The sequence below is a fragment of the Helicobacter trogontum genome, assembly GCF_000765905.2.
Lineage (GTDB): Bacteria > Campylobacterota > Campylobacteria > Campylobacterales > Helicobacteraceae > Helicobacter_A > Helicobacter_A trogontum.
This window is the reverse complement of sequence record NZ_JRPL02000035.1, coordinates 1-11,660: the sequence shown is the minus strand read 5'-3', so window position 1 is coordinate 11,660 and position 11,660 is coordinate 1. Positions and strand designations below refer to the sequence as shown.

Annotated in this window: 8 protein-coding genes; 4 read left to right on the top strand and 4 right to left on the bottom strand. The window is 34.1% G+C overall.

Annotated elements, in window-relative coordinates:
• Positions 1–875: 875 nt before the first annotated feature.
• From LS81_RS09660 to exbB, 3 genes are read right to left on the bottom strand one after another with little or no spacing between them, the layout of a single operon-like run.
• Positions 876–1,610, bottom strand: a complete 735-nt coding sequence (locus LS81_RS09660) for an energy transducer TonB (RefSeq protein WP_034346760.1) — start codon at positions 1,608–1,610, stop codon at positions 876–878.
• Complete coding sequence (gene exbD, locus LS81_RS09655) at positions 1,576–1,968, bottom strand: TonB system transport protein ExbD (protein WP_034321591.1); 393 nt, start codon at positions 1,966–1,968, stop codon at positions 1,576–1,578. Before exbD ends, LS81_RS09660 begins: the two co-directional genes overlap by 35 nt.
• A gap of 9 nt (positions 1,969–1,977) precedes the next feature.
• Positions 1,978–2,412 carry a TonB-system energizer ExbB gene (gene exbB, locus LS81_RS09650; RefSeq protein WP_034347260.1) on the bottom strand — a complete coding sequence of 145 codons (435 nt, stop codon included), beginning with the start codon at positions 2,410–2,412 and terminating at the stop codon, positions 1,978–1,980.
• A 502-nt stretch (positions 2,413–2,914) separates the two neighbouring features.
• Between exbB and ilvD the strand changes: the two genes are divergently transcribed.
• The 4 genes from ilvD to LS81_RS09630 all read left to right on the top strand — a co-directional run bounded on the left by ilvD (position 2,915) and on the right by LS81_RS09630 (position 9,031).
• Positions 2,915–4,654 carry a dihydroxy-acid dehydratase gene (gene ilvD, locus LS81_RS09645; protein ID WP_034346759.1) on the top strand — a complete coding sequence of 580 codons (1,740 nt, stop codon included), beginning with the start codon at positions 2,915–2,917 and terminating at the stop codon, positions 4,652–4,654.
• A gap of 1,196 nt (positions 4,655–5,850) precedes the next feature.
• Positions 5,851–6,192 carry a DUF485 domain-containing protein gene (locus LS81_RS09640; RefSeq protein ID WP_034321581.1) on the top strand — a complete coding sequence of 114 codons (342 nt, stop codon included), beginning with the start codon at positions 5,851–5,853 and terminating at the stop codon, positions 6,190–6,192.
• 408 nt (positions 6,193–6,600) lie between these two features.
• A complete protein-coding gene (locus LS81_RS09635) occupies positions 6,601–8,211 on the top strand; it encodes a cation acetate symporter (RefSeq protein WP_411710192.1) in 1,611 nt (536 codons plus the stop codon).
• 268 nt (positions 8,212–8,479) lie between these two features.
• The gene (locus tag LS81_RS09630; RefSeq protein ID WP_034346757.1) at positions 8,480–9,031 is read left to right on the top strand and encodes a flavin reductase family protein; all 552 of its coding nucleotides are present in this window, start codon (positions 8,480–8,482) and stop codon (positions 9,029–9,031) included.
• An 89-nt stretch (positions 9,032–9,120) separates the two neighbouring features.
• On the opposite strand, the gene LS81_RS09625 is transcribed toward LS81_RS09630, so the two are convergent.
• Complete coding sequence (locus LS81_RS09625; protein ID WP_233715948.1) at positions 9,121–11,301, bottom strand: TonB-dependent receptor domain-containing protein; 2,181 nt, start codon at positions 11,299–11,301, stop codon at positions 9,121–9,123.
• Positions 11,302–11,660 lie beyond the last annotated feature (359 nt).

The window sequence follows — 11,660 nt, the reverse complement described above, 5'->3', positions numbered from 1 at the left end:
ACGCAACAAAATGTAACTATTGCTAATCATTCGCAAGCAATTGGCAATTCGCTTGATGAAGTAGCAAAAAAGATTCTAGAGGATGTAAAAAGTAAAAAAATTTAACACAACACCATAAAATCAAACCCTCAATACACACCCTGTATTGAGTGCAAGGCTTTAATAAAAACAGCAAAAACTAAATGCCGATCTTACCTCACCCTAAAGCAAAAACTAGTTTCCTAGATCATCAATATATCTGCATATAGCTATTAACATTGGATTTACTAGACATAAAAATGTGTGCAAAGATATAAAGAATAGCATGAATTTATAACTTAAACTAGTTTCACAAAAATAAAAATTACTTCATTCTGTAGTTAAATATCACGCATAACAAATAATCATGTAAGCTATAGATACAAACAAGAATTATTTTACATTATCTTGCTTTAAATATATTTGCAGGTTTAAGAAATTTGTGTAGACAACATAGCAAAAAGTTTGACATTCTTTATATAACAATATCGCATCTAAAACATACTTGTCCATAAATAAAAATTTCTATGACATGCCTAATTGGATAGCTTTATACATAATTTTTAAAATACTAAAAAGAATCTTCTAAATGCACTTACAGGTTAAAACTCTATAAAATAACCTTCAAATGGTGTTGTGTGTAGGATATTTCTCTATAAGGTTGTAGGCGTTCTTATTCGATCCAACTTACCATGCTTTACTTGCTTGGAAATAGACAATCTACAGACCTATAAAAGCCATCAATAAAAAAAGAATTGTAAGTGCTTAATTGCCACTTGCTTGAGCATGGTTTAGATATAATCACTCTCATCACATTGAAACCCTAAGCATCCAGGACAGACAATATCTATCTCTCATTAACCTCTTTTATAGACAATAGGGATTTCAACATATACATTTTCAAGTGGTTTTGGGAAGTGCTTGCACGCTCTCTTTAATGTCCTAATGGCAGCTTTGTCAAGTAGGGAATGTGGTGAATTACGCACAATCTCAAAGCGAGATACCTTTCCGCTTACATCCATATAAAACTTTACAAGCACTTCCCCCTCATAACCCCTTTGCAACGCAAGTGGCGGATAGACATGTCGTTTTTCCACTGCTCGATGTATAGCTCGTAAAAATTCATCATCATCACCATCTGAATAACGCATGATTTTGACATTTTCCTGTGCCAACGCCTCATTATCTGGTTTCGCTATTGTTGTGGCCTCTTTTGCTTGTGTCTCCTGCAACACCTCTTTTGTGGTTTCAGAGGTTTCTTCTACAATTTTTGTTTGTGGTTCTTCCATAGCTTGCAATGGTGTTGGGACCGGCTTTGGAGGAGCTTGTATTTGTTCTGGCTTTGGTTTATGTTTCCGTGGTTTGTGTGCTTTTGGTTGCTCTACTTTTTCTGCAATAGGATCTTTACTTGGTGGAGCAAAAGCAGAGAGTTGAATAGTGATAAATTGATCACCATTTTCTTTTTCTGTAAAAATACTCACGTTGTTATATATACTATAGCCAAATATTCCTGCTGCACCAACAAACGCCAATGCGATGCCATAAAAGCTTGGATTTTTAATTACGTTGCGTATCAATTCTAAATTTATCATGGTTATGCCCCTTTTTTGTGAGCTGGTCTATCACAAACACTAGACGCTCAAGACTAGAATTTTTATCACCTTTAAAATGCACAACCTTGTCATTTGGGATTGTTTTTATAAAGGATTCAAAGTCTTCCAAACTCATTTCCTTATCATCCACGTATATATTGTTTGTTGCATTCACTACAATAACAACTGGTTTTTCATCTTCCTTTTTTTCTTGCTCTGTATTACTTGCATTTGGCACCTCCACCTTTATTTTCCCCTGTGAAACAAAAGTTGAAATAGATAATACAAGCGCAAGCAACACTAGCATAATATCAATAAAAGGAACGATATTTAACCCATCTCCACGCTTAATCTTCATATAAAACCCCTAGTCTGCATGTCTCTTGTTGAGAATCTTAAAGCGATTGACTTTTGTATCCGCTACACGCAAAAAGCCATTATAAATCATTAGAGTGGGAATGGCGACCACAAGTCCTAAAGCTGTTGCTTTTAGTGCCATGGAAAGTCCAAGTGTTATACTTTTTACATCAATGTTGCCACTATCACCCATATCATAAAACACAATCATGATTCCAACGACAGTCCCCAAAAGTCCAACATAAGGAGCATTCGAATATACAATGTATAGAAGTGTTAAATTTTTGCTCACATCCTCTTCAAGCTCTTTTACATCTGTATATTTACTAAACTGCAAACGAGCAAAAAACACAAGTCTTTCGATACTAAAATATACAACAAGTAAAGCCATAAAACCTAAAATACTAAATACAAGCGGATCGAGATAAACTTTTAAAAACTCCATGATATCTTGCAAAGCTAACTCCATATAATAAAAAGTTGTGTTATTTTAACATAATAAGATTAATTTTTACTTTTAGTAAAAATAAAATATTACTTTTAAGAATATTTATTACTTATTTGTGAAATATTATCAGAAAATATTATTAATTTCTTTTTCTGTTTGCTAATTTCAAATATTTGCTATCAAACTCCAAATCCCTATCAATTCAAATATCTTCATTTTTACTCTCAACAAAATTATTCTTTGGAGTATTTGTAGATCCACTAAAGTTACATCAAGAGTTATATAGACTTACTCCCTTACTTATTAAAGACGGCACATAACACAACTATCATAAAATACTCATAGCTAGAATCTCATACAATACACTCCATTCAAATCACCTTTGATTATATACTACAGCCAAATCTCACAAAAAAAGCAATACAAAAACATCATGCATGACATTTCGCAGTCACACTTTAATGCTATAATGCAGTCGAACTTTAAACAAGGAGATTCTATGCGAAGTGATGTTATAAAAAAAGGCTATCAAAGAGCACCACACAGGAGCTTATTACGTGCTACTGGACTAAAAGATGAAGATTTCAATAAACCATTCATAGGTGTAGCAAATAGCTATATAGATATTATCCCGGGACATTTTTTCTTAAACAAATACGCAGAGATTATTAAGGAGGAAATCCGCAAAGCTGGTGGTGTGCCTTTTGAGTTTAATACCATTGGTGTGGATGATGGCATTGCAATGGGGCATAGCGGCATGCTTTATTCATTGCCTAGCCGAGAATTAATTGCAGATTGTATCGAAACAGTAATGAATGCTCATAGCCTTGATGCAATGATTTGTATCCCAAACTGCGATAAGATTGTGCCTGGAATGCTTATGGGCGCATTACGTGTAAATGTACCTACAATCTTTGCGAGTGGTGGACCAATGCTTGCTGGAAAACTTGATGATGGCACGATACTAGATCTAAATTCTGCATTTGAAGCTGTTGGGGCATTTGCGAGTGGAAAAATAGATGAAAAACGTTTGCATGAAATTGAGTGCAAAGCATGTCCAAGTGGAGGAAGTTGTAGTGGGATGTTTACAGCCAACTCCATGAATACTTTATGCGAAGCTATGGGTGTAGCATTACCTGGAAATGGGACAATTCCCGCACTTACAAAAGAACGCGAAGAGCTATTGCGTAAAGCAGCAAGACGTATTGTAGAGATTGCATTAGATGAAAAAGAGAGTGAGCGTTTTAGATTCCGCAATATATTGAATCACAAAGCTGTGCATAATGCCTTTGTTGTAGATATGGCAATGGGTGGAAGTACAAACACAGTATTGCATATGCTTGCCATAGCCAAAGAAGCCGAGGTTGATTTTAATCTTCAAAATATTAATGAGATTGCTAAAAATGTTGCACATATTGCAAAAATTGCCCCAGCATTAAGCAGTGTGCATATGGAAGATATTAATCGTGCGGGTGGTGTTTCAGCAGTAATGAATGAAGTAGCTAAAAGAGATTGCATAACTTCAGAAACTCAAAACAAAACTCTGTATTTGGATGCTCTAACAATTACTGGTGAAACTTTGAATGAACGTATAGCAAATGCACAGATTACTGATACAAACATTATTCATACCAACGAAAATGCTTATTCGCAGGTAGGAGGCTTAAAAATCCTCTTTGGTAATCTAGCCACACAAGGTGCAGTGTTGAAAGTAGCAGCAGTAGCAGATTCTATGAAAGAATTTACTGGAAATGCAGTATGTTTTAACTCACAAGATGAAGCGATTAAGGGTATTGCGGGAGGCAAGGTAAAAAGTGGTGATGTTGTAGTTATCCGTTATGAAGGACCAAAAGGTGGTCCAGGTATGCAAGAGATGCTTAGCCCAACAAGTCTTATTATGGGTATGGGTTTGGGTGAAAGTGTAGCACTTATTACTGATGGGCGATTTAGTGGGGCTACGCGTGGAGCATGTATCGGACATGTAAGTCCAGAGGCAGCAGAAGGGGGACTTATTGCACTCATTGAAGATGGTGATAAAATTTCGATTTCAGTTAGCAAGGGGGTTTTAGAATTGCTTGTAGATTCCAAAACTCTAGAATCTAGACGCACAAAATGGCAAGAACAAGGTGTTGCAAAGGCAATTATGGATAATAAAAATATCACAAGTAAGTGGCTTAAACGCTATTCACTACTTGTAAGTAATGCTGCAAATGGTGCAGTGCTAAAAACAGAACTTTAAACGATATAAATGAATATTAATATAAATGAATATTAATTAGGATTATTGTGTTTTGACTATCACACAATAATTCTTATCGCGACATATTATTTCTCTATAAGAAATAGTTAGAAATTATCTTCTTAGACACTAATGATTTTGCTCTTTTTAAACATAATCACATAGTAACTTCAAGAATCACATAAAAGAGTGGTAATTTACACTCTTTTTATAGTCAAACAAATGAAAAATGGGTTTTAATAATTCTGCAAAATTATTATAAATCTATATTGAAAATCACAAATCTTATACAAAAACAATGCTTAATATTTATCGCATTGATTCATCACAAGATAATGTAAAATAAAACCTTACAAAAGCATTAATACTCTTAATCACATAAATGTGAAACACAAATTTAACCCACTTATAAGGCTTAGCCTTAGCTATACAGCAAAAAGACATTATGCATCATGACTTTGATAGTTTATTTCATATTTATCTGATTTACTTGAAATTTTGTTGTCAAAAACTTTTAGGCATTTATAAATTTGCTTATAACCTCTTGCTCAAAATTTTGTTCTACAAAACAATAGATTTTGCAATTCATGCAGCTTGTGAGACATTATTGCTTGGGTAGTTATACTTATAGACATATTCCGCATGCACTATTCAAACTATACATAAAAGCTTAATTTACAGATACTTATCGATTCTTGTCATACTTTTGAAGAGTATATGCAAAAAACTTTTACAATCAAACATATTATAAAGGATTTTACCCTCGATTAACTTTTTAGATATTACTAAGAAAATGTATAAAAATTTCTTACTATAGCTATTTTACATAATTTTCACAAGCTATTTTCAACGATTAAATCAGTTTGTATGGATCGCATCAAGATGGTTTATCCTTTATTTTCCTTGAAAATTACATAATATTGTAAAAAAGTAACATTTATAATTATGTCTATAATATTTGTATAAAATGGCTATATTAGGATATTTTATGCAATTTTATGTGTTAAAATGTAACATAATTGTATGATTTTAGGCAATATAAAATATATTTATCTCACAATATCACTCTACAATTATCACAAAAAAGCAATGAAGTAATTATTTTTGTATTTTTTTTACTTTTTATGTTACATTATAGATACATATACATTCACATTTAGTTATGAAAGTATATATATTTTGATGAAGGAGTTGTTATGAGCAAAGCATTTGCCTCAAAAGAGGAAGTAAGAGCGAGATTCTATAAATTTGTATCATTTCGCAATAAGTTTTCACTTTATCTTTCCTTGGTTATCCTTATTTGCTATTACGCATTTATTGCAGGTGTTGGATTTTTTCCAGAAGTTCTTGGTTACAGATTGGGTCCTAGTGCAATTAGTTTGGGCATCATCCTAGGTATTTTTATTATTGCATTATCAATTGTAAGCACAGGGATTTATACGCTATTTGCAAATAAATACTTTGACAAAGAACAAGCTGAAGTGCTAGAAGAGATGGATCGTGTAGGTTTAATTCAAGAAATGCAAAACGAGAAATAGTTATGCGTTATGTTTATTAATGTGTAATGTGTGGCAACTAGCTGTGTTGTCTCCTTTAATGGTTTGAAGTTTTTGTGTTTTTATTTTATATGTCTATATAGACTCTTGCAAAATAAATATTACACATAAAAGTTTATCAAACCCAATAAAGTCTCTAAGAGATATTCTCACAGCAGCTTGACCTATATTCTAAGCTAAATTTAGGACTTATTTCACATATTAACACACTACGCTTAGTATTTATCAAAGTTTAGACAGAGTCTAGACTCTAAGAAGTGCGTCGAGATACTCACTCAAATAGTAGAGAATCTAGTTTTTGGTATGTATGCAACAACGCGTCTTGAAAGGAGAAATGTTATGAGCAAAAAAGGTATTGTATTTGGAATCATATTAGGCTATGGCTTATTTATGCAATCATTAGCAGCAAGTATTGATGTAAGTCATGTGGAGAAAGCTCCTATAAATTACATTGCAATAAGCATGTTTATAGTGTTTGTAATAGCGACACTTGGCATCACTTATTATTCAAGTAAAAAATCTCAATCAGCACAATCATTTTACACTGCTGGTGGAAACATTACTGGCATGCAAAATGGTATTGCAATTGCTGGTGATTATATGAGTGCAGCAAGCTTTTTAGGAATTGTAGGAATTGTATTTGCGAATGGATTTGATGGATTAATCTATTCTATAGGGTTTTTAGTTGGCTGGCCAATTGTGCTATTTTTGATTGCTGAAAAATTCCGCAATTTAGGTAAATATACGTTTGCAGATATTATAGCCTATCGCTTAGAATCTAAAAAGGTGAGAACAATTTCTGCAATCTCTGCTTTGAGCGTTGTTGTATTTTACTTAATTGCTCAAATGGTAGGTGCTGGTGGACTTATACAAGTGCTTTTTGGCCTACCCTATAGCACAGCAGTAATTTTGGTTGGAATCTTAATGGTTTGTTATGTCACCTTTGGTGGTATGCATGCTACAACATGGGTGCAAATCATTAAAGCATGTTTATTGCTTGGTGGTGCGAGTTTTATGGCTATTATGATTTTATATTTAACTGGATTTAACTTACAACATTATTTTGACATGGCAATACACAATCATCCAAATGGTGAAGCCATAATGTCGCCTGGCACTTTTTTGCCTGATCCTGTGTCTGCCATTTCGCTTGGTTTAGCATTGATGTTTGGGACTGCTGGATTGCCACATATTCTTATGCGATTTTTCACAGTTAAAGATGCAAAAGAAGCAAGAAAATCAGTCTTTTTTGCCACTGGGTTAATAGGTTATTTCTATATACTCACTTTTATCATCGGATTTGGAGCTATTGCCTTATTAATAGGGAATCCAGAGTTTATTGTTGATGGTAAGTTTAGCGTTGCATCCAATATGGAAGCTATTGCACTATCTAAAGTGCTAGGTGGAAATGTGCTTTATGGCTTCATTTCTGCTGTAGCATTTGCTACGATTCTAGCGGTTGTTGCAGGGCTTGCTATCTCTGGAGCAAGTGCAATTAGCCATGACTTATTTGTAAATGTAATTAAAGATGGTAAATGTGATCCAAAGCTTGAAATGCTTATTACAAAAGCTTCAACCATTGGACTTGGAGTATTGGCTATTTTACTTGGGATTGCATTTCAAGGGCAAAATGTAGCCTTTACCGTTGGACTTGCATTTGCCATTGCTGCAAGTGTAAATTTCCCTATTATTTTGCTTTGCATTTATTGGAAAAATCTCACAACAAATGGTGTCCTTTATGGAGGCTTAATTGGACTTTTATCAGTATTATTACTTGTGCTATTTAGCCCTAGTGTGTGGGTTGATGTTTTGCATTTTGAAGAGGCAATCTTTCCATATAAGCATCCTGCTATTTTTAGTATGCCAATTGCATTTTTATCAATTATTATTATCTCTAAACTCGATTCTAGCGAACGTTCAAAAATTGATAAACAAGGCTTTAAGGCACAAGATTTTAGAGCACAAACTGGTATTGGCATAAGTGAAGCTGTAGCACACTAAATTAAATTATGTAATAAAGTGGATAATCATAAGTTTGTAGATAGGTTTCCTAAGATTACTTGCCACATGTAGTCCTATGTGAATCCTACACAAAACTAATAGGTGTCTTGTTGGCCACCAAAAAAGCAAAGATATTGTTAGCAAGTTATGTTGTAACAATGCATGTTCGGCACGTCATAGAAAAGTTGCAAAGCTACGTATTTTTTGCTACACTTGTGCATGCTATCTTGTATTCTATTTATTGTAAACTTGTTTAATAAGGACTATAATGTTACTTGATATTTCCACATCAACACCACTTGCAAACTACAAGATTCTAAGTAATGCTATTACACCAAGACCTATTGCATGGATAAGCACAAAAAGCAATGCAGATATAATCAATCTTGCACCATTTAGCTTTTTTGCACCACTTTGTGCGACACCTATGATATTTGGTATTAGTATTATGAATAAAAGTAATGGTGATATGAAAGATACCTTGCTTAATGCAAAACTCACCAAAAAAGCGACAATATGCACCGTGCAGCATGATTTTTTAGAATCTATGCAACAAACAAGCACAGAGTTACCATATAATGTAAGCGAGGCATCAACCTATAAAATTCCAACAATAGAAATTGCAAAGGATTATCCACCATGTGTTAGTGGCGTAATGGTTGCATTTTTTTGTAATTTTAAGGAGATTTTGCAATTTAGCGAGACTTGTTCGACCTTGATTCTACAAGCACAAAAAGTATTTATTAATGATGAAATCTATAGCGAATCTCTTAACTTTTCTTTGCAAAATGTTGGTCGTATTGGTAAGGGTTTTATTTAAGACAAGATAATTTTGATTTTAATATAATAGGTTAAAACCTAACCCTTTGTAATCTCTATACCTACTTGGAAGTATAGAGTCATAAACTACTAAAATCTATATCTTACTTCAAAGCGATAATCTGTACCAGGCTCATAAAGTGCAGAACGAATAAGATTAATGGGTTGACTTGCAAGATTGTCTCCTTCAACCTTTAATGGCGAGGTAGGATCTATATAATATGCGTTAAAAACATTTAAAATACTAAAACGCAAGGTGAGTTTATCTTTACCTAGTGGATAATAATTCATATACAAATCAGATACGCTATACCCATCTTTACCAATATCTTCAAATTGCCTTTGATAAATGTTATAACCGATTGTGCCTTTTTTAAAACCTGTTGCACATCGAGTAACCCATGCTATATCAAACATATCCGCATCATAGCGTAACCCAAATATAAAAGTATAACCCCAAGTAGCTCCGAGTTCGTAAGTATCAGCAAGCAATGCCCCCTTACCTTCACCACCAGCAGTAAGCCAGTTTCTTGCTACTCCTAAATCAAGAGTGAAACGATCATAATAAAATGCTGATCCAACTTCAAATCCATAATTAACAATAGGAAAATTAAGATTCTCTCGCACACCTTCTCTTAAGCCACCCCCTGTTGCACCTTTTGCATAACTATTAATAAAGTTTAAAATATTACCCGCATATACTGCAAACCTAAAACTCATAAAATCATTCATATAATCAAGCGTGATTTCACCATGATTTGAATATTCTGATTTGAGATTAGGACTTATCTCTACTTTTGTATCACGCAAAAGTGTTGCATCTCCAGGCATTGCACCTCGTGTGCTAAAAGCATATTTTGCACTTATATCCAATCCATCAAAAACGCTGTAAGTAAGCACTGTGCTAGGACTAACCCCGCCTGTAAAATGATCTTGTTTATTCTTATCAAAATAGTAGTAAAAGTCCGCTCGGCTTCCATAGCCCCATGTAAGATTATCTAAAATCTTCCAACTATCTTGTACAAATCCACCATATATATACGCCTCTTCCCTGCCTCTATTATACTTTAAGTTGGCTTGGCTTTTTTCGCTATCTTGCATGTTGTCATCACGTACGCCCATGCCTTGAAAATCAAAACCATACTCAAGCAAATGGTTATCGTTGAGCTGATTACTCAATCTTGCATTTGCACCATAATTATCAAGCATAATGGCACGCGATGAACTTTCATCATGATCATGCCCACCACCAGTTCCAGTATCATGATTATGATCCTCAAAGAAAAGCGGTGTAAGATTTACACTCTTTGCATTGTGATATGCAGCAAGCTTTATGCTCGTGCCACCATGTTCTGGAGTGTATTCATAATTTGCGGTAAAACTTTGATTCTGATTTTTATGTCGAAATAAATTGCTTGCAAAATTTTCTCCTGCTACATCACCAATATTTGCACGAAATGGGCGTGTTGCATCATCATTTAATATGCTATATCCAACCGAAAACCTTTGATTGGAATCTACTTGTCCACCCACTTTTAACAACACATTGGTTTGCATTGAATTACTACCCAATACACCATTATTCATTGTAAGAAAATTTGTATAGGTATGTTTTGCGTCTCGGTAATTTAAAACATTTTGGTGATTCACACTCGCCAATATACCCACATCATTGAAAAGCCGACTATAAACATTAAGGTTTGCTTTATATCCTAGGTTTGTAAAAAATCCTGTGCCAATTTCAGCACCAAATTTCTCTCCTGGCTTTAAAAAATCACTTGCATCCTTTGTCTCAAAAGCAATAGATCCAGCAAGCCCTCCTGGACCACTACTCGCATCAGATACACCCTTACTCACCACTACTCTTTTTAGCAATGAAGGATCAACCATAACATTTCCTTGATGGTGAAAAGCATTGCCGCTTTGAGCCGCACCATCAAGTGTTACTCTCATCATAAAACTTTCAAAACCTCTCACATAAATCTTTTGTGCCATAGTCGCACCGCCACCCACAGCAATGCTAGGATCTTTTCTGAATATGTCCCTAAGATTTAGCGCTTGAGTTTTTTCAAGATCATCGGCAGTAATGACAGTCTTCGTGCTTGTTTCATAACCTTTTAGCTTACTCATTGTAGTAACAGCATTTAATTTGTGAGTTTCTGTGTTGTCATTATTTTCTTGCGATGTTGCATTAGAATCTAGTGCATAGCTTAATGCTTGTGCTACACAACATATCGCAACACCCGCAAGTATCTTGCGTGTTTGTAACATGTTTATCCTTAACTTGAAATAAGATTTATACAAGCAATATATAAAAATTACAATAAGCTTTATATGTTGTGTATGCTTCACATCATGATGTCTCTTTTGCTTCAAGGAAGATAAGTAAAGCAAAATAATATTATGTGAGGGGGTATTGTAGCAAAAAAATTTTAATACTTCTAAGTAGAAACCCAATAATTCTTGGAAGCAATCAATACTATAGTTTTAGATTCTATTCTGAATTTAAAAATAGCGAAGAAGTTAATCCCCTCCCCCTAAAACACAACCCTTCCACCAACATTAAAACCTAAGCCAAAGTTTTTATCAAACACACTGCTTTGCACACTTAAGCTTCCATTTAAATACCA

Excerpts from the sequence above, each read along its gene's own strand:
- LS81_RS09660 (WP_034346760.1), bottom strand. The coding sequence starts at position 1,610 with ATGATAAATTTAGAATTGATACGCAACGTAATTAAAAATCCAAGCTTT.
- exbD (WP_034321591.1), bottom strand. The coding sequence starts at position 1,968 with ATGAAGATTAAGCGTGGAGATGGGTTAAATATCGTTCCTTTTATTGAT.
- exbB (WP_034347260.1), bottom strand. The coding sequence starts at position 2,412 with ATGGAGTTTTTAAAAGTTTATCTCGATCCGCTTGTATTTAGTATTTTA.
- ilvD (WP_034346759.1), top strand. The coding sequence starts at position 2,915 with ATGCGAAGTGATGTTATAAAAAAAGGCTATCAAAGAGCACCACACAGG.
- LS81_RS09640 (WP_034321581.1), top strand. The coding sequence starts at position 5,851 with ATGAGCAAAGCATTTGCCTCAAAAGAGGAAGTAAGAGCGAGATTCTAT.
- LS81_RS09635 (WP_411710192.1), top strand. The coding sequence starts at position 6,601 with ATGCAATCATTAGCAGCAAGTATTGATGTAAGTCATGTGGAGAAAGCT.
- LS81_RS09630 (WP_034346757.1), top strand. The coding sequence starts at position 8,480 with ATGTTACTTGATATTTCCACATCAACACCACTTGCAAACTACAAGATT.
- LS81_RS09625 (WP_233715948.1), bottom strand. The coding sequence starts at position 11,301 with ATGTTACAAACACGCAAGATACTTGCGGGTGTTGCGATATGTTGTGTA.